At 65.0% G+C, this 17,711-nt stretch carries 16 protein-coding genes; 3 read left to right on the top strand and 13 right to left on the bottom strand.

Features of this window, described 5'->3' with window-relative positions:
• Nucleotides 1–42 precede the first annotated feature (42 nt).
• From E8E91_RS07555 to E8E91_RS07520, 8 genes are all read right to left on the bottom strand, one after another.
• Entirely contained in the window at nt 43–1,026 is a 984-nt protein-coding gene (locus tag E8E91_RS07555; RefSeq protein ID WP_280375241.1) for a cysteine synthase A, read from the bottom strand.
• Nucleotides 1,027–1,079: 53 nt separating this feature from the next.
• Nucleotides 1,080–1,517, bottom strand: coding sequence for a nucleoside deaminase (locus tag E8E91_RS07550; protein WP_280375240.1), 438 nt, complete (start codon nt 1,515–1,517; stop codon nt 1,080–1,082).
• A 37-nt stretch (nt 1,518–1,554) separates the two neighbouring features.
• On the bottom strand, nt 1,555–3,261 hold the full coding sequence (locus E8E91_RS07545; RefSeq protein ID WP_280375239.1) for a SulP family inorganic anion transporter: 1,707 nt from the start codon (nt 3,259–3,261) through the stop codon (nt 1,555–1,557).
• Nucleotides 3,262–3,342: 81 nt separating this feature from the next.
• Entirely contained in the window at nt 3,343–3,756 is a 414-nt protein-coding gene (locus tag E8E91_RS07540; RefSeq protein WP_280368023.1) for a VOC family protein, read from the bottom strand.
• Between the two features lie 29 nt (nt 3,757–3,785).
• Nucleotides 3,786–4,208, bottom strand: coding sequence for a YciI family protein (locus tag E8E91_RS07535; RefSeq protein ID WP_280368020.1), 423 nt, complete (start codon nt 4,206–4,208; stop codon nt 3,786–3,788).
• 613 nt (nt 4,209–4,821) lie between these two features.
• Complete coding sequence (gene recJ / locus E8E91_RS07530) at nt 4,822–6,537, bottom strand: single-stranded-DNA-specific exonuclease RecJ (RefSeq protein WP_280375238.1); 1,716 nt, start codon at nt 6,535–6,537, stop codon at nt 4,822–4,824.
• 101 nt (nt 6,538–6,638) lie between these two features.
• A complete protein-coding gene (locus tag E8E91_RS07525; RefSeq protein ID WP_151136503.1) occupies nt 6,639–7,178 on the bottom strand; it encodes a YaeQ family protein in 540 nt (179 codons plus the stop codon).
• Between the two features lie 72 nt (nt 7,179–7,250).
• The gene (locus tag E8E91_RS07520; RefSeq protein ID WP_280375237.1) at nt 7,251–8,405 is read right to left on the bottom strand and encodes a GGDEF domain-containing protein; all 1,155 of its coding nucleotides are present in this window, start codon (nt 8,403–8,405) and stop codon (nt 7,251–7,253) included.
• A gap of 201 nt (nt 8,406–8,606) precedes the next feature.
• On the opposite strand from E8E91_RS07520, the gene E8E91_RS07515 reads away from it, so the two are divergent.
• Complete coding sequence (locus tag E8E91_RS07515; protein ID WP_280375236.1) at nt 8,607–9,806, top strand: CaiB/BaiF CoA-transferase family protein; 1,200 nt, start codon at nt 8,607–8,609, stop codon at nt 9,804–9,806.
• Between the two features lie 194 nt (nt 9,807–10,000).
• Here E8E91_RS07515 and thrC read toward each other — a convergent pair whose 3' ends face one another.
• From thrC to xerD, 4 genes are all read right to left on the bottom strand, one after another.
• Nucleotides 10,001–11,410, bottom strand: coding sequence for a threonine synthase (gene thrC, locus E8E91_RS07510; RefSeq protein ID WP_280375235.1), 1,410 nt, complete (start codon nt 11,408–11,410; stop codon nt 10,001–10,003).
• Between the two features lie 89 nt (nt 11,411–11,499).
• On the bottom strand, nt 11,500–12,804 hold the full coding sequence (locus E8E91_RS07505; RefSeq protein WP_077526769.1) for a homoserine dehydrogenase: 1,305 nt from the start codon (nt 12,802–12,804) through the stop codon (nt 11,500–11,502).
• A 110-nt stretch (nt 12,805–12,914) separates the two neighbouring features.
• Entirely contained in the window at nt 12,915–13,643 is a 729-nt protein-coding gene (locus E8E91_RS07500; protein ID WP_280375234.1) for a thioredoxin fold domain-containing protein, read from the bottom strand.
• Nucleotides 13,644–13,872: 229 nt separating this feature from the next.
• Nucleotides 13,873–14,769, bottom strand: a complete 897-nt coding sequence (gene xerD, locus E8E91_RS07495) for a site-specific tyrosine recombinase XerD (protein ID WP_280375233.1) — start codon at nt 14,767–14,769, stop codon at nt 13,873–13,875.
• A 76-nt stretch (nt 14,770–14,845) separates the two neighbouring features.
• Here xerD and E8E91_RS07490 point away from each other — a divergent pair, with 76 nt between their 5' ends.
• Both E8E91_RS07490 and E8E91_RS07485 read left to right on the top strand, forming a co-directional pair.
• Nucleotides 14,846–16,684 (top strand): sodium:proton antiporter, encoded by a 1,839-nt coding sequence (locus E8E91_RS07490; RefSeq protein ID WP_280375232.1) that lies wholly within the window; start codon nt 14,846–14,848, stop codon nt 16,682–16,684.
• Nucleotides 16,685–16,779: 95 nt separating this feature from the next.
• Nucleotides 16,780–17,460, top strand: a complete 681-nt coding sequence (locus tag E8E91_RS07485) for a hypothetical protein (RefSeq protein ID WP_280375231.1) — start codon at nt 16,780–16,782, stop codon at nt 17,458–17,460.
• Between the two features lie 57 nt (nt 17,461–17,517).
• Here E8E91_RS07485 and E8E91_RS07480 read toward each other — a convergent pair.
• A partial coding sequence (locus E8E91_RS07480) for an integrase core domain-containing protein (RefSeq protein WP_280375230.1) occupies nt 17,518–17,711 on the bottom strand: 194 nt, incomplete at its 5' end.

Genomic DNA, 17,711 nt, shown 5'->3' with positions numbered 1-17,711 from the left:
GGGGAAAATATCTCAGGCGTGCGCCAAGGTTGGTCTGTACGACTAAACCCCAGCCGCCCCCGCCAGCCCCTTCTCCGCCAACCACGCCGGGTTGAACAACCGCCCCGCATACAACCCACCGCGATCACACAGCAGCGTCACCACGCGATGCCCCGGCCCCAACTGGCGCGCCACCTGCACGGCCGCAGCGAGGTTGATGCCGGACGATCCGCCAACGAACAGCCCCTCCTCCCGCAGCAAGTGATAGACCATCGCCACACAGGCCGGGTCGTCCACTTGCACGGCGTCATCGATGGGGGTGCCTTCGAGATTGGCGGTGACGCGCGTGGTGCCGATGCCTTCGGTGATGGAGCTGCCCTCCGCCACCAACTCGCCGCGCTTCACCCAGTTGTACAGGGCGCTGCCCATGGGGTCGGCGAGGACGATGCGGATGTTGGCGTCACGCTCCTTGAGGTAGCGCGCCACCCCTGCCAGGGTGCCGCCGGTGCCGGTGGCGCAGACAAAGGCATCCAGATGGCCCTCGGTGTCGGCCCAGACTTCCGGACCGGTGGTCGCGAAGTGGGCCTGGCGGTTGGCGGTGTTGTCGAACTGGTTGGCCCAGATGGCGCCGGGCAGCTCGGCAGCCAGGCGGCCGGCGATCTTCTGGTAGTTGTCCGGGTCCTTGTAGGGCTTGGGCGGCACCGGACGCACTTCGGCGCCGAGGGTGCGCAGCAGGTCGAGCTTTTCCGGGGACTGGTTGTCGGGGATCACGATGATGCAGCGATACCCGCGCGCCGCGCAGATATGCGCCAAGCCGATGCCGGTATTGCCGGCGGTGCCCTCCACCACCGTGCCGCCGGGGAACAGGCGCCCCTCGCGTTCGGCATCGTCGATGATGTAGCGGGCGGCGCGGTCCTTCACCGAGCCGCCGGGGTTGAGGAATTCGGCCTTGGCCAGGATGTCGCAGCCGGTCTCGGCGCTGAGGCTGTCGAGACGCAGCAGGGGCGTATTACCGATGGTGCCGATGAAACCTTCGCGGATCGCCATGCTGCACCTCCTCGAGGAGCATGGGGACGAACAGTTTCAGTCTAGCCGCACGGTCATTCGCCTATGTCTTCGTTCCACAGCTCCGGACGGGCCTCGATGAAGTCCTCCATCAGCTTCACGCACTCGGCGTCCTGCAGCACCTCCAGCGCCACGCCCCGGGAACGCAGCAGCTCTTCCTCCCCCTGGAAGGTGCGGTTCTCGCCGATGATCACCTTGGGAATCCCATAGAGCAGGATCGCCCCGCTGCACATGGAACAGGGCGAAAGCGTGGTGTAGAGCACCGACTCGCGGTAGACGCTGGCGGGCTGGCGGCCGGCGTTTTCGAACGCGTCCATCTCGCCGTGCTTGATGGCGCTGCCTTCCTGGATGCGGCGATTGTGGCCACGGCCGATGATGCGGCCCTTGTGGACGATCACCGAGCCGATGGGAATCCCGCCCTCGGCCAGTCCCTGGCGGGCTTCTTCGATGGCGGCTTGCATGAAGGGGTCCATGTTCGTTCCTTGTGTTCCCGTGGATTGAGCCACTGGTTTACCCGCCCGGCTGCGGGTCCTGCAAGTCCTGCTTCGCCAACCAGACGCGATAGGCGTTGATCCCCGCCCGCACCGAGCTGAACACCATCGGGGGCTTCAGCTCGCCCAGCTCGCCGGAGCGCTGCAACAGCTCGTAGGCCGGGCCGAACAGGCGGGCGAAACCGAAGTGGACGCCCCTGGCCGCGAGTGTCTGCTTCACTTCGCGCAGGGTGGCGAGGCCGGTCAGGTCGAGGTTGATCATGGTTTCGGCGTTGAGCAGCACTGCGCGGGGGTGGTCCGCCTGATCCACGAGGTGCAGCAGGCGCTGCTTGAAATAGTCGGCGTTGAAGAACAGCAGGGGCGCATCGAAGCGGTAGATCATCAGGCCCGGCAAGGTGCTCGCCTGTGGATAACGACTCAGTTCCACCTGGCCGTCGACGCCTTCCATCCAGCCCAGCACCGCGTCGGTGGGGCGGTACGTGAGGTACAGCAGGCGCAGCAGGGCCAGGCTGATGGCGACGAAGATGCCCGGCAGCACGCCGACGCCCAGTACACCTACCGTGGTCAGCAGGCACAGCCCGCACTCGAAGCGGCTGAGGCGCCAGAACACCTTGAGTGCGCGAAAGTCGATCAGCCCCCAGCCGGCCAGCATCAACACCGCCCCCAAGGCAGCAATAGGCACCCAGGCCAGCGGCCCGTGGAGAAATACCAGTACGGCGACTATCACCAGGGCCACGACCACGCTGACCATCTGGGTCTTGCCACCGACCAGGTCATTCACCGCCGTGCGCGAGTCCGCGCCGCTGATGACAAAGGCCTGGGACACCCCGGCGCCGACGTTGGCCAGGCCCAGGGCGATGAACTCATGGTTGGCGTCGATGGCGTAGCCGTGCCGGGCGGCAAAGCTGCGGGCCGTGAGCATGGCGCTGCAGAAGCTGACGATGGTGATACCCGTGGCATCCCGCAGCAGGCTGAGCAACTCGGGGTAACTGGCACGCGGCCAGCTCAGCTCCGGCAGCCCCGCTGGAACCGCGCCCAGCAGTTCCACGCCATAGCGGTCCAGCCCCAGGACGGCGGCCGCCAGCGAAGCCAGCACGATCGCCACCAGGGCCACCGGCAGCCGGGGCCAGCGCCGAGGCAGGAGGATCAGCACCAGCAGGGTCGCCGCCCCCAGTGCCAGGGTCGGCAGGTGGGTATCGGCCAGGTTACGGATCATCGCCAGCAAGCCGGCAATGAAGCCGCTGGTTTCCGCCTGGTAGCCCAGCAGCTTGCCGAGCTGGCCGGCCAGCAGGCTGAGGCCGATGCCGTTCAGGTAGCCGACGAGGATGGGCCGCGAAAGGAAGCTGGCGATGAAGCCGGCACGAATGAACCCGGCGACGATGGACAGCAAGCCCACCATCACTGCGACGATCATCGACAGGTGGATCAGCCGCTGCGGATCGCCGGCCGCCAGCGGCGTGATGGCGGCGGCCACCATGGCGGCGGTGGCGGCGTCGGGCCCGACCATCAGCTGTCGGGAGCCGCCCACCAGGGCATAGATCAGCATCGGCAGGATGCAGGCATAGAGCCCCACCTGGGCGGGGAAGCCAATGATCTGCGCGTAGGCGATGGCGGTAGGTATCTGTACCGCGGCTACTGACAGGCCCGCCATGAGGTCCGGTCGCAGCCATTCGCGGCGATAGTGGAAACGGCTGACGCGATCACGCAGCCTGTGGATAAGGAACATTGGAGCCGTCCGCTTGAGATAACTCCAGAAGCTTAGGCCCACAACGCCGGGGAAGCCCCGGCGCCGCGTCACTTTTGAGAATTATTGATCCTTCTCACAGTTGATCATCCAGGGCACGCCGAAGCGGTCCACCAGCATGCCGAAACGCGCGGCCCAGAAGGTCTGCGCCAGGGGCATCTGCACCTGACCGCCTTCGGCCAGGGCGTTGAACACCCGCTCGGCCTCGACGATTCGGTCGACGTTGATCGAAACGCTGATGCCGCTGATGCCCTGGAAAGGCGCCTGGGGCGGGCAGTCCGAGCCCATGATCACCTGGTCACCCACGGCCAGGCGGGCATGCATGATCTTGTCGCGGAAGTTCTCCGGCACATCGCCGCAGGCGGGGCTCTCGGCGAAGGTCAGGAAGGCTTCGAGGGTGCCGTTGAGCACCTTGGCGTAGAACTGGAAGGCAGGGCCGCACTGGCCGTCGAACGTAAGGTAGGGGTCGATTTTCATGATGGTCTCCTGTCCGTGCTTTTCAGCGATCACTGCTGTTTGGCTTTCTCGAAGACGCGTTGTTCCTGCTCGCGCAATTCGGGGGTGAACTCAGCGCCGAAGTCCTCGGCCTCGAACACCTGGCGGATCTCGATTTCGGAATCGGACAGCATCGGGTTGGGGCAACGCTTGACCCACTCGATGCACTCTTCCAGGGAATTGACCTTGAACAGCCAGAAACCGGCGATCAGTTCCTTGGTTTCCGCGAAGGGACCGTCGACGACGGCGCGATCCTTGCCCTTGAACTGCACGCGCGCCCCTTTGGAGCTGGGGTGCAGGCCCTCACCGGCGAGCAGGATGCCGGCATTGACCAGCTCCTCGTTGTACTGGCCCATGGCCGTGAGCAGCTCCGTGCTGGGCATGATGCCGGCTTCCGATTCCTTGGTTGCTTTGACTATCACCATGAAGCGCATTGTTGTTCTCCTGTTGGGTGGCATGAACGCCAGCCTGCGGCCGCTGCCTGCTGACTGTGCTAATTGGTCGAAGGGGAAACGACGAGATCGACAACAGGCCGAAAATATTTTTCGAGGGCGCAGGACTGGAACAGCGTAGCCCTGGATGGAGAAGTTGCGCGGATGGGGTGACGGGTGAGCGAGTAGCTGCATTGGCGGTAGGAGCTGGCTTGCCAGCGAATGGCCCCTTTACGCTAGCAAGCTAGCTCCTACAAGGCGCCTATTTCTGGGGTTGGCGCAGCGATCGGGGCCGCTGCGCGTGCCTTGTTGGGCTTCGCTTCGCTCTGCGCCGACCTACCGTCGGTATTGGCTTCAGGATTGCGCGTGTCTAGCCGGCGCGAGTCACCCCTCGCCCTCTGGGGTGAAGAGGCACGCTTTTGGAAGCGCAGCTTCCGGTGCCGATGAACGCCTGATCGCGAAGCGATCAGGCTGGGGCGCAGGGCGGGGGCCGGGGGTGAGGGCTGTGTCAGGCAGGCGCGGAATATCTAAAAGGCCCGCGCAACCGATCCGGGCACGCTGCGCGTGCCTTGTTGGGCTTCGCTCTGCACCAACCTACGGGATGGTGCCGCGAACATCAGCGCGGCGCGATGTGGGCGACCATCAGCTGCACGCTTTCCTGGCCACGGAATTCGTTCACGTCCAGCTTGTAGGCCAGTTCGGCCCAGCGGACGCTGGCGTTGGGCCATTGCTCGCGGTCGATGTTGAAGGCGATGCCGTCCAGTTGTACCGAGCCGCATTCGCTCTTCAGCACCAATTTCAGGTGGCGCTCGCCGACCAGACGCTGCTGGACGATCTGGAACACGCCGTGGAACACCGGCTCGGGGAAGTGCTGGCCCCAGGGGCCGGCCAGGCGCAGCGCGCGGGCCAGTTCCAGGTGGAATTCCTCGATGCTCAGTTGACCGTCGGAGAGCAGGCGGCCGGTGAGGTCGTCTTCATCGAGCTGGCGACGGGTCTCGGCGTCGAAGGCAGCAGCGAAGGCGCCGAAGTTTTCCACAGGCAGGGACAAGCCGGCCGCCATGGCGTGACCGCCGAATTTGCTGATCAGTCCCGGATGGCGGGCGGCGACCGCATCCAGCGCATCGCGGATGTGGAAGCCCGGCACCGAACGCGCCGAGCCCTTGAGCAGGCCATCACCCGCGTCGGCGAAGGCGATGGTCGGGCGGTGGTAACGCTCTTTCAGGCGCGAGGCGAGGATGCCGATCACGCCCTGGTGCCAGTCCGGCTCGAACACGCAGAGGCCGAAGGGCATGTCTTCGATGGGCAGGTTCTTCAGCTGGGCCAGTGCCTCGCGCTGCATGCCCTGCTCGATGGCCTTGCGGTCCTGGTTGAGCTGGTCCAGTTGCACCGCCATGTCGCGGGCCAGGGCTTCGTCTTCGCAGAGCAGGCATTCGATGCCCAGGCTCATGTCGTCCAGGCGGCCGGCAGCGTTGAGGCGCGGGCCGAGGATGAAACCGAGGTCGGTGGAGGTGATGCGCCCCGCCGGGCGGCCAGCGACTTCGAGGATCGCCTTGAGGCCGGCACGGGCACGGCCGGCGCGGATGCGCGCCAGGCCCTGGTGAACCAGGATGCGGTTGTTGGCATCCAGGGGCACCACGTCGGCCACGCTGCCCAGGGCCACCAGGTCGAGCAGGTCGCCGAGGTTGGGTTCCTTGAGGCCGGCGCGGGCGAACCAGTCCAGCTCGCGCAGGCGTGCGCGCAGCGCCATCAGCACGTAGAAGATGACGCCGACACCGGCCAGGGACTTGCTGGGGAAATCACAACCAGGCTGGTTGGGGTTGACGATGGCGTCCGCCGCCGGCAGTTCCGGTCCCGGCAGGTGGTGGTCGGTGACCAGCACCTTGAGCCCGGCGGCCTTGGCTGCGGCCACACCTTCGACGCTGGAAATGCCGTTATCCACGGTCACCAGCAGGTCAGGCCGGCGCTCCAGGGCCACGGCGACGATTTCCGGGGTCAGGCCGTAGCCGTATTCGAAGCGGTTGGGGACGAGGTAGTCGACATGGAAGGCACCGAGCATGCGCAGGCCGAGTACGCCAACACTGCTGGCGGTGGCGCCGTCGGCATCGAAGTCGCCGACGTAGAGGATGCGCTGGCGCTTTTCCAGTGCTTCGACCAGCAGTTCCACGGCGGCATCGATGCCCTTGAGCTGCTGGTAAGGGATCAACCGTGCCAGGCTCTTGTCCAGCTCGGCCACCGATTGCACACCACGGGACGCATAGAGGCGGGTCAACAGCGGTGGCAGGTCGCCCAGGTCGGGCAGGACATCAGGCAGGGCGCGGTGTTCGATACGCATGGCGGGTCCAATCTTTGAATCGACTTCCCCTCTCCCTCCCGGGAAAGAGCCTTGGGGCGAGTGCTGGGCACCCTACCCCCGGAAATCCTCCGGACTTCCGATCAACGTTCCCCGGCCAGCCACTCCAGCGGGATTTCGTGCTGGCCACGCTCATCGGTGATGAACAGCGAACCGTCGCTGATCATCACGCTCCAGCTCACCGAGCGAGGCAGGTCGCGGGCCAGTTCTTCCAGGGCTTCCTGGTTGACGCCGACGACGTTGATGTTCTTCAGGTTACGCACACCGTCCAGCACCTTGGTCTGCCATACGCGCAGGTTGCCGTAGGCCACCAGGCTGAAGCGCTCGGTGCGGCGCGAGCACCAGGTGATGCGCTCGGCATCCGGCTGGCCCACTTCGATCCAGTGCAGGACGCGGTCGTCCAGGCTCTTTTCCCACAGCGCGGGCTCATCCACATCCGACAGGCCACGGCCGAAGGACAGCTGCTCGTGGTACCAGAGTGCGTAGGCGATCAGGCGCACGGCCAGGCGCTCTTCGGTTTCCGAGGGGTGCTTGGCGACGGTGAAACGCAGGTTCTCGTAGACGCTGCGGTCCAGGTCCGTGAGGTTGAGCTCGACTTTGTAGGGGGTCGCTTGGAGGGCCATGGCGGGCTTCTTGGTTATTCGCGGAGGGCGGCAAGTCTACCCTGATTCCGCGGCCATGGCTGGGCCTTCCGGCTAATCGGCGGGATAGCGCTGGATGCGGTTGCGACCCTTGTCCTTGGCGGCATAGAGCGCGTCGTCGGCCAGGGAAAGCAGGCGGAACAGGTCGTAGCCGGCTTCTTTGGAGCTGACGATGCCGATGCTGACGCTGAGCTCGCCCGGCTCCTGGAACGGCAGTTCGGCAAATTCGCGGCGGATGCGTTCGGCCACCTGGGCGCCCGCTTCGTCGTCAGCGTCGGCCAGCAGGCAGGCGAACTCCTCTCCGCCGATGCGGCCGAACACATCCTGCTTGCGCATGCTGCCGACGGCGATCCGAGTGAAGGCCACCAGGGCCTCATCGCCGGTGGCGTGCCCGTAGTTGTCGTTGAGGCGCTTGAAGTGGTCGAGGTCGCACAGCAACAGGGCCACCGGCTCTCCCCGGTGCTCGCAGCTTTCCAGCAGGTATTCGCCGGTGGTCATGAAGGCGCGGCGGTTGCCGACGCCGGTGAGGGGGTCGCAGTAGGCGGCGGCGCGGAACTTCAGCTCGGCGCGTTCCTTGACCATGGACAGGGTGACGAAGGAGATGCCGATGGCATAGAGCAGGGTCTCGAACACCAGCAGGGAGAAGAAGTTGGTGCCCTGTCCGCTGCTGGCCACCGCCGCGTCGAAGGGCATGCCGCGGTCGACGATGATGCGCACGCAGTAAAAACCCATGTGGAAGAGGGTCAGGGCCAGGGCCGGCAGGTAGGCGACCTCCAGGCTCTGGCGGCTGCGCCACAGCTCGTAGGCACTGAGGCCGGTGTAGCAGACGGTGATCAGCGAACCGACCGCGATGCGCACCGTGAGGGATTCGTAGAACGCCGGATTGAGGCAGAGCACCGTCCAGATCACCGCGCCGGCGCAAATACCCGGCACATGCGGCGAGCGCCCGGCGAATACGCGCATGGTGGTCCAGGTCATGGCCGCGCTGATGTGCAGCACCACGTTGCCGAACACCAGCGGCAGGTAATCCACCCCCATGCCGCGCAGGCTGCCCAGGATGGTGCCCAGCACGCCGAGCAGCAGCGCGGCGGACAGATAGCCGAGGGTCGGCTCGCGGCGGCCACGGCGCCAGGCGTGGAGCATGAGAATGCCCACCAGGGCGAGGATGTAGATATCCACAAGCACCAGGGTGGGCACGTTCAGTTGCATGGTCCCTCCTCCCGGCGCGTACTGGGCGACAAGCGGCAGAGGGTGGCAGCACGTGTTGGCATGGCGTTCGGCATGTGCGAATCGGGGTCCTGCCAAGCACTTTAAGTCGCCCTGCACAGGGGCGCCAGCGGTAAACCGGACTGTTCGCGGCTGGCCCCGCGGAGTAGAGTCGCCGCCATCGCCTGGACCCTGGATATCCCGATGAACGTCGCTGCAAAACCCCTCGCCGGCCTCAAAGTGATCGAGCTCGGCACGCTGATCGCCGGTCCCTTCGCCTCGCGCCTGTGCGCGGAGTTCGGCGCTGAAGTCATCAAGATCGAATCCCCCGACGGCGGCGACCCGCTGCGCAAATGGCGCAAGCTGTACGAAGGCACCTCGCTCTGGTGGTTCGTGCAGGCACGTAACAAAAAATCGCTGACGCTGAACCTCAAGCACCCGGAAGGCCAGGAGATCCTCAAGAAACTGTTGGCCGAGGCGGACATTCTCATCGAGAACTTCCGCCCTGGCGTGCTGGAAAAGTTGGGGCTGGGCTGGGACGTGATCCATGCGCTCAACCCGAAGCTGGTGATGGTACGGCTGTCCGGCTTTGGCCAGAGCGGCCCGTACAAGGACCAACCGGGCTTCGGTGCGGTTGGCGAGTCCATGGGCGGGTTGCGCTACATCACTGGCTTCGAGGACCGCCCGCCGGTGCGCACGGGCATTTCCATCGGCGACTCCATCGCCGCACTCTGGGGCGTGATCGGCGCCCTCATGGCGCTGCGCCACCGCGAGGTGAACGGCGGCCAGGGCCAGGTGGTGGACGTGGCGCTCTACGAGGCGGTGTTCGCCATGATGGAAAGCATGGTGCCGGAGTTCGATGTGTTCGGTTTCATCCGCGAACGCACCGGCAACATCATGCCCGGCATCACCCCCTCTTCCATTCACACCGCCGCCGACGGCCGCCATGTGCAGATCGGCGCCAACGGCGATGCCATCTTCAAGCGCTTCATGCTGGGTATCGGCCGTGAGGACCTGGCCAACGATCCGACCCTGGCCAGCAACGATGGCCGGGACGCCCGCCGCGATGAACTCTACGGCGTGATCGACCGCTGGGTGGGCTCACTGCCGCTGGACGAAGTGCTGGCCGTGCTGAACCGCGCCGAAGTACCGGCCAGCCGCATCTTCTCCGCCGAAGACATGTTCGCCGACCCGCAATTCCTCGCCCGCGAGATGTTCCTCTCGGCGAAGCTGCCGGATGGCAAGCCGTTCAAGATGCCGGGCATCGTGCCCAAGCTCTCCGAGACTCCCGGCTCCAGTGAATGGATCGGCCCGGAGCTGGGCGAGCACAACGCCGAGGTGCTGGCGGGGTTGGGCTATAGCGTCGAGCAGGTGGCGGCGCTGAAGGGGGATGGGGCGATTTGATCTCAGGCAGGCTGCATTTCTGTAGGGGCGAATTCATTCGCCAGGCAGGCCGAAGGTCTGCCCCGCGGGGCCGAGAGGGATGCTGCGCATCCCTTGGCGAATGAATTCGCCCCTACAAGGTTCGGATCCACCGTTGCGAAATAAAAAGGCCGGCCCCTTTCGGGAGCCGGCCTTTTCGTTTCAGGCGCTATGGCTTACAGCGGCTTGCCGCGATTGCCATGCTGGCTGACGAAGGCCTGGATCTGCTTCAGGTCGTTCGGCAGCACGGTGCAACGCTCTTCGCGCTGGAACAGGTCGGCGAGGTGCGGCGGCAGTGCCGGGGCCTGGCCAACGCCAGCCTTCTCCACGGCCTCGGGGAACTTCACCGGGTGGGCAGTGCCCAGGATGACCATCGGGGTGGCCAGGCTGCGGCGGCACTCACGGGCAGCGCGTACGCCGATCGCGGTGTGCGGGTCCAGCAGCTCGCCGCACTCCTTGTACACCTCGGCGATGGTTTCGCAGGTGGCTGCGTCATCCACGGCCAGGGAGTCGAACAGCTTGCGTGCTTCGGTCCAGCGGTCTTCCTCGACGCTGAAACCGCCGCCCTGCTTGAAGGTATCCATCAGGCTGGCGATGGCAGCACCATTGCGGCCGTGCAGGTCGAACAGCAGGCGCTCGAAGTTGGACGAAACCATGATGTCCATCGACGGCGACAGGGTCGGGTGCAGGGTGTCCTTGACGTACTGATTTCCGCTCATGAAGCGGTGCAGGATGTCGTTGCGATTGGTGGCGACGATCAGTTGGCTGATCGGCAGGCCCATGTTGCGCGCCAGGTAGCCGGCGAAGATGTCGCCGAAGTTGCCGGTGGGCACGGAGAAGGCCACGGAACGGGCCGGGCCGCCCAGCTGCAGGGCCGCGTGGAAGTAGTAGACGATCTGGGCCATGATCCGCGCCCAGTTGATCGAGTTCACTGCCACCAGGCGGGTGCCCTTGAGGAAGCCCTGGTCGGCGAAGCTCGCCTTGACCATCTCCTGGCAGTCGTCGAAGTTGCCCTCGACCGCGATGTTGTGGATGTTCTCGCCGAGGATGGTGGTCATCTGGCGACGCTGCACCTCGGACACGCGGTTGTGCGGGTGCATGATGAAGATGTCGACATGCTCGCAGGCCTTGCAGCCTTCGATGGCGGCCGAGCCGGTGTCACCGGAGGTCGCGCCCATGATCACCACACGCTCGCCGCGCTTGCTCAGCACGTGGTCGAGCAGACGGCCCAGCAGCTGCAGGGCGAAGTCCTTGAAGGCCAGGGTCGGACCGTGGAACAGCTCCAGCACCCACTCGTTGCCGTTCAGCTGACGCAGCGGCGCCACGGCATTGTGGGCGAAGCCGCCGTAGGTCTCTTCGAGGATTTTCTTGAAGTCGGCATCGGCGATGCTGCCGGTCACGAAGGGGCGCATCACACGGAAGGCCAGTTCGTGGTACGGCAGGCCTGCCCAGGAAGCGATTTCTTCCTGGGTGAAGCGCGGCAGGTTTTCCGGGACGTAGAGGCCGCCGTCACTGGCCAGGCCAGCCAGCAGCACGTCTTCGAAGTTCAGGGCCGGTGCCTGGCCGCGGGTACTGATATAGCGCATGTCTTAAAACCTTGGTTTCGAGCTGAAAGCACCGGCGCGCCGCTCCGGGGGATCGCCCCTCCGCGGCCGCGCCCGTACCTTGCGGCTGCTTAGTTCAGTTGCTCGACGCGGATGCGCACTACGCTGCCTACCACGTCTTCCAGAGCTTCCAGCGCGGCGATGGCGTCGTTGACGCGCGCCTCGACGACCCGGTGGGTAACCAGGATCATCGGCACCAGGCCGTCCTGCTCTTCGACTTCTTTCTGCATGATGGATTCGATGTTGATGCCGCGTTCCGACAGGATGGTCGCGACCTGCGCCAGCACGCCCGGATGATCCTTGGCCTGGATGCGCAGGTAGTAGGCGCTTTCGCAGGCTTCGATCGGCAGGATCGGGTGGTCGGACAGGGAATCCGGCTGGAAGGCCAGATGCGGTACATGGTTTTCCGGATCGGTGGTCAGGGCACGGACCACATCCACCACGTCGGCGACCACGGCAGAGGCGGTGGCCTCCATGCCGGCGCCAGCGCCGTAGTAGAGGGTGCTGCCGGCGGCGTCGCCGTTGACCATCACGGCGTTCATCACGCCGTTGACGTTGGCGATCAGGCGGTCGGCCGGAATCAGGGTCGGGTGTACGCGCAGTTCGAAGCCGCTGTCAGTGCGACGCGCCACGCCCAGGTGCTTGATGCGGTAGCCCAGGGCTTCGGCGTAGTTGACGTCGGCGCTGGTGAGCTTCGAGATGCCCTCGGTGTAGGCCTTGTCGAACTGCAGCGGGATGCCGAAGGCGATGGACGCGAGGATGGTCAGCTTGTGGGCAGCGTCGATGCCTTCGACGTCGAAGGTCGGGTCGGCTTCGGCGTAGCCCAGGGCCTGGGCTTCTTTCAGCACGTCCTCGAAGGCGCGGCCCTTCTCACGCATTTCGGTGAGGATGAAGTTACCGGTGCCGTTGATGATGCCGGCCAGCCAGTTGATGCGGTTGGCGGCAAGGCCTTCGCGGATCGCCTTGATCACCGGGATGCCACCGGCGACGGCGGCTTCGAAGGCGACCATGACGCCCTTCTCGCGGGCCTTGGCGAAGATTTCGTTGCCATGCACGGCGATCAGCGCCTTGTTGGCGGTGACCACGTGTTTGCCGTTCTCAATGGCCTTCATGACCAGCTCACGGGCCAGGGTATAGCCACCGATCAGTTCGATGACGATGTCGATTTCCGGGTTGTTGGCCACGTCGAAGATGTCGGCGGTGATGGGGGTAGCGCCGGTTTCACACTTCGGGTTGGGACGACGAGCGGCAATCTGGGCAACTTCGATTCCACGCCCGGCACGGCGGGCAATCTCCTCGGCGTTGCGTTTGAGTACGTTGAAGGTGCCGCCACCGACGGTCCCAAGGCCACAGATGCCTACTTTTACCGGCTTCACGCTGAACTCCCCATCATCACTGCGAAAACGGCCGGGTGAGTCCCGGCCGAGGAAAAGAGCCGCACTTTACGAAGCGGCTGAATATTGGTCAATCGAGGCAAGCGCCCGGATTACTTGGCCTCCAGGGCAAGTTTCGCCAGCTGCGGGGCCGGCTGGTAGCCCGGAATCATCTGGCCATTGCCCAGCACGATGGCCGGAGTGCCGTTGACGCCTATCAGCTGGCCCAGCTCGAACTGCTTGGCCACCGGGTTATCACAGGTCGCAGCCGGCAGTTCTTCGCGGGACTTGGCCTTGTTCATCGCGGCCTGACGGTCCTTGCTGCACCAGACGCTGACCAAGCTGTTGTAGCCGTGGCTGCCAATGCCCTGACGCGGGAAGGCGACATAGCGCACTTCGATGCCGCGGCGGTTCAGTTCCGGCACTTCGCTGTGCAGCTTCTGGCAGTAGCCACAGTCGGTGTCGGTGAACACAGTGATGTGCGCCTTGGCCGGCTCCTTGGGCGAGAACACCACCATCTCGCTGGTGGGGATGGCGTTGATTTCCTTGGCGATGGAGCGGCTCTCGGCCTGCTCGGTGAGGTTCACCGGCTTGCCGTTCTGCACGTGGTAGAGGTAGCCCTGCATCAGGTACTGGCCGTCGGCGCTGGTGTAGAGCATGCGGCCGCCCTTGAGCTGGACCTGGTAGATGCCGGTCATCGGGCTTTCGCCGATGGACTCAATGGGCAGGCCAAGTTGCAGGGCGTCGAGGGTCTTGCGGATGGCCTGGTCCGGGTCGTCGGCGAGGCTGATGGTGCTGGCGAGGCCGAGAGCCAGGCCAGCGATAAGACGAGTCACGCGCATGGGTACTCCTGTCGAGCGGCGGACGTTCGGGAAACCGTTCAAGCCTAACACAGAAGCTCTGGCGCGCAGACTTCGGGTGCCCGGCGGACGTTGCCGGAGGCCAGTCGGGTATTCGCAGGAACAGGGCCCGGCCATCCTGGCCGGTCGTTCGCCGGGGCGACGCAGCGCGAAGGTCGGGACTCGTGCATGACATCCCTGTCGCGGCTCCTGCGCCGGGTTCGACCCCGGCTCACCCCCGCGGGTGGTGGCGGGCGTGCAGTTCCTGCAGGCGGGCGCGGGCGATGTGGGTGTAGATCTGGGTGGTGGACAAGTCGCTATGACCGAGCAGCATCTGCACCACGCGCAGGTCCGCGCCATGGTTGAGCAGGTGCGTAGCGAAGGCGTGGCGCAGGGTGTGCGGCGACAGGGACTTGCTGATGCCGGCCACCTGGGCCTGGTGCTTGATGCGGTGCCAGAAGGTCTGACGGGTCATCTGCTCGCCACGCAGGCTGGGGAAGAGCACGTCGCTGGGTTTGCCTTCCAGCAGGAAGGGCCGCGCCTCGCGCTGGTAGCGCTCGATCCAGGCGATGGCTTCTTCGCCCAGGGGCACCAGGCGCTCCTTGCTGCCCTTGCCGAACACCTTGAGCACACCCTGGCGCAGGTTGACCTGTTCCAGGGTCAGGCTCACCAGTTCGGTGACCCGCAGGCCGCAGGCATAGAGCACTTCGAGCATGGCGCGATCGCGCATGCCGATGGGGTCTTCCAGGTCCGGAGCTTCCAGCAAGGCTTCCACATCCGCTTCGGAGAGCGATTTGGGCAAGGGGCGACCGAGTTGCGGCAGGTCCACCTGCAGGGTCGGGTCTTCAAGGATCAGGTTTTCCCGCAGCAGGAAGCGGTAGAAGCCGCGCAGGCCGGAGAGAAACCGAGCCGTGGAGCGCGCCTTGTAGCCCTGTTCCAGGCGCCAGGCGAGATGGTCGAGGATGAGGTCGCGCCCGGCCTTGTCCAAGACCATGCCCCGTTCATCGAGCCAGCCATTGAAGTGGGCGAGGTCACTGCGGTATGCGGAGCGAGTGTGTTCGGACAGGCCCTTCTCCAGCCAGAGGGCGTCGAGAAAGCGATCAATCAGAAGATGGTCTAGCGCGGGCATGAATGGCAGCCTTGACTGTGCAAGGCGCTAGTCTTTCATAGCGCTGTATCCGATTCATCTCCGATAGGGACTTCCGATGAGCGAACACCATATCCTGCTCGGCCTGGGCGGCATTGGCGCGGCTGCGCTGTTCAGCCAGTGGCTGGCCTGGCGCCTGCGCCTGCCGGCCATCCTCTTCCTGCTGCTGGCCGGTATTCTCGCCGGCCCGGTGACCGGCCTGCTGGACCCGCAGGCGCTGTTCGGGCCACTGCTGTTCCCACTGATTTCCCTGTCGGTGGCGTTGATCCTGTTCGAGGGCAGCCTGACCCTGCATTTCTCCGAATGGCGCGAGATCGGCAGCGTGGTACGACGCATGGTGACCGTGGGCGCGCTGATCACCTGGGTGGTGATCGCGATCGCCACCCACTGGCTGCTGGGCTTCTCCTGGGAGCTGTCGCTGCTGTTCGGCACCCTGACCCTGGTAACGGGGCCCACGGTAATCGTGCCGATGCTGCGTGTGGTGAGGCCGCGCGCCTCGATCGCCAACATACTGCGCTGGGAAGGCATCGTCATCGACCCCATTGGTGCGCTGCTGGCGGTGGTGGTGTTCAGTTTCATCGTCAGCCGTGACGACGGAGGCTGGAGCGCCAGCCTATCGACCTTCGCCGCGGTGATCGCCTGCGGGACGCTGCTGGGCGCCATCGGTGGCTGGTTGTTCGGCGTGGTTCTGCGTCGGCACTGGCTCCCGGAGTACCTGCAGAACCTCGCGGCACTGGCCGCGGTACTCGGCGTGTTCATTGGTGCCAACCTGTTGGTGAACGAGTCCGGCCTGCTGGCGGTGACCGTGATGGGCATGGCGCTGGCCAACATGCGCGGAGTGGATGTGCGGCAGATCCTGCACTTCAAGGAAAACCTCAGCGTGCTGCTGATCTCCGGGCTGTTCATCCTCCTTGCGGCTCGCCTGGATTTCGCCGCGCTGGTGGCCATGGGCCCGGCGACCCTCCTGTTGCTGGCGGTGATCCAGTTCATCGCTCGGCCATTGAACGTCGCTGTCAGCACCCTGGGGTCGAACCTGAGCTGGCGGGAACGCGCGTTACTGGCGTGGATCGCCCCACGCGGCATCGTCGCCGCAGCCGTCTCGGCGATCTTCGTCCTGCGCCTTCAAGCTGAGGGCAACGAGCAGGCCGAATTGCTGGTACCGCTGACCTTCCTGGTGATCATCGGCACCGTGGTACTGCAGAGCGCCACTGCACGCCCGCTGGCACAACTGCTCAAGGTGGCAGAGCCCGCGCCGTCGGGTTTCCTCATCATCGGCGCCAATCCCGTGGCCCGCGAAGTCGGCAAAGCCCTGCAGAACCTTGGCAGCCGGGTACTGCTCACCGATTCCAGCTGGGAGAACATCCGTGCCGCGCGCATGGACAACCTGCCCACCTACTTCGGCAATCCGACATCGCAGCATGCCGAAGCGCACCTCGACCTGGTAGGCCTCGGACACCTCCTGGCGCTCTCCCCTTCCAGCGAACTCAATGCTCTGGCCTGCATGCACTTCCGCCATGACTTCAACGCCCAGCGCCGTTTCACCCTTCCGACCGGCAACGAAAGCCGGCGCTCGGACAAGCATCGCGTCAGCGAGACCGTGCGCGGCCGCCCCCTCGGTGGCCAGCCTCTGACCTTCCCGCAGTTCGCCAGCTATCTCGCCAAGGGCGCCGACGTGCGCACCACTACCCTGACCGCGACCTTCGGCTGGGCCGAATACCAGGCCCTGCACGGCAACCGCGCCACGCTTCTGCTGGCCCGCGATCCACGCGGCTGGGTGCACCTGGCAGGGCAACCGCTGGACTTCACACCGGAAAAGGACTGGACGCTGGTGTCCCTGATGGAAACCGAGGAGCAACCCGGTGTTACCGCTGATCGCACTCTGGCGCAAACACACTGACAGGCGGCATGGCCAGCCTATCCTTAGTCTGGTGACAGGATCGGGCTGGCCGTGGATGATTTCATCTTGCTATCACCCATTGCCGGTACCGGAACATGGCCAACCAAATGAACTCCCGCCTGGGGCAGATCCTCATCAACAAGGGTCTGATCACATCCCAGCAGCTGGATACCGCAATCAAGATGCAGCTCACCAGCAAGATGCGGCTGGGTGAAGTACTGATAGCGCAAGGCCTGCTGACCCAGAAGCAACTGACCAAGGCCCTGAAGAAACAGAGCAACCTGCGACTGGCGGCTACCCTTGTGGCCGCGTTAATGAGCCCCTTCCAGATGGCCAGCGCCGATATCCAGCGCTTGCAGCCGCCCGCCAGCATCAGCCGCCAGGAAACACCGCGGGGCCTGCGCCCGCTGACCGATCTGGAGATGAGCAATGTCAGCGCCCAGGGTCTGGACGATGTGTTGCAGGGCTTGTTCCTGCAAGCCGAACAGGGCGACGGGCTGGGCGCGGTGAAGCAACTGGCGAAGCTGGTGATGCCGGTGCTGGACAGCCTGGATGCCGAGACTTCGATGAAGGACGTGGTCTACGACACCAGCAAGATGACCTCGGTGGTCAATTCGGACGGTTCGGTGAACCTGCGGTTGCCCAGTTCCATCGGCGAGTTGCGCTTCGAGAACATCCGCGTTGCCGGCTCGCCGCAGAACCAGAGTTTCGGCAGCCTGACACTGAACAACATCGACCTGTCCCAGGCATCGCTGAAGATCAGCATGCGCAACTGATCCTGGCCGTGTCTAGTCCTGAAATAGGTTTACACCTATCAGGCTAAGCTCCCGACCTCAAAACGCCCGATGCACCGCATCGGGCGTTTTGTATTGCAGGGCCTGGTGAGGGCGTTCCCGGTTATAGATATCCACGGCCTCGCGCACCATCCGACGGGCCTGTTCCAGGTGCGCTGGGGTGTGGGTCTGCAGTTCATTTTTCAGGATGCCGTTGACCCGTTCGGCCAGGGCGTTCTGGTAGCAGTCGTAGC

It is taken from the genome of Pseudomonas sp. BN515 (assembly GCF_029873155.1).
GTDB lineage: Bacteria > Pseudomonadota > Gammaproteobacteria > Pseudomonadales > Pseudomonadaceae > Metapseudomonas.
This window is presented reverse-complemented; position numbering and strand designations above follow the sequence as displayed.

Excerpts from the sequence above, each read along its gene's own strand:
- E8E91_RS07515 (WP_280375236.1), top strand. The coding sequence starts at position 8,607 with ATGAACGTCGCTGCAAAACCCCTCGCCGGCCTCAAAGTGATCGAGCTC.
- E8E91_RS07545 (WP_280375239.1), bottom strand. The coding sequence starts at position 3,261 with ATGTTCCTTATCCACAGGCTGCGTGATCGCGTCAGCCGTTTCCACTAT.
- xerD (WP_280375233.1), bottom strand. The coding sequence starts at position 14,769 with ATGCCCGCGCTAGACCATCTTCTGATTGATCGCTTTCTCGACGCCCTC.
- E8E91_RS07520 (WP_280375237.1), bottom strand. The coding sequence starts at position 8,405 with ATGCAACTGAACGTGCCCACCCTGGTGCTTGTGGATATCTACATCCTC.
- E8E91_RS07550 (WP_280375240.1), bottom strand. The coding sequence starts at position 1,517 with ATGGACCCCTTCATGCAAGCCGCCATCGAAGAAGCCCGCCAGGGACTG.
- E8E91_RS07540 (WP_280368023.1), bottom strand. The coding sequence starts at position 3,756 with ATGAAAATCGACCCCTACCTTACGTTCGACGGCCAGTGCGGCCCTGCC.
- E8E91_RS07500 (WP_280375234.1), bottom strand. The coding sequence starts at position 13,643 with ATGCGCGTGACTCGTCTTATCGCTGGCCTGGCTCTCGGCCTCGCCAGC.
- E8E91_RS07535 (WP_280368020.1), bottom strand. The coding sequence starts at position 4,208 with ATGCGCTTCATGGTGATAGTCAAAGCAACCAAGGAATCGGAAGCCGGC.
- E8E91_RS07485 (WP_280375231.1), top strand. The coding sequence starts at position 16,780 with ATGGCCAACCAAATGAACTCCCGCCTGGGGCAGATCCTCATCAACAAG.
- E8E91_RS07490 (WP_280375232.1), top strand. The coding sequence starts at position 14,846 with ATGAGCGAACACCATATCCTGCTCGGCCTGGGCGGCATTGGCGCGGCT.
- E8E91_RS07525 (WP_151136503.1), bottom strand. The coding sequence starts at position 7,178 with ATGGCCCTCCAAGCGACCCCCTACAAAGTCGAGCTCAACCTCACGGAC.
- E8E91_RS07555 (WP_280375241.1), bottom strand. The coding sequence starts at position 1,026 with ATGGCGATCCGCGAAGGTTTCATCGGCACCATCGGTAATACGCCCCTG.
- thrC (WP_280375235.1), bottom strand. The coding sequence starts at position 11,410 with ATGCGCTATATCAGTACCCGCGGCCAGGCACCGGCCCTGAACTTCGAA.
- recJ (WP_280375238.1), bottom strand. The coding sequence starts at position 6,537 with ATGCGTATCGAACACCGCGCCCTGCCTGATGTCCTGCCCGACCTGGGC.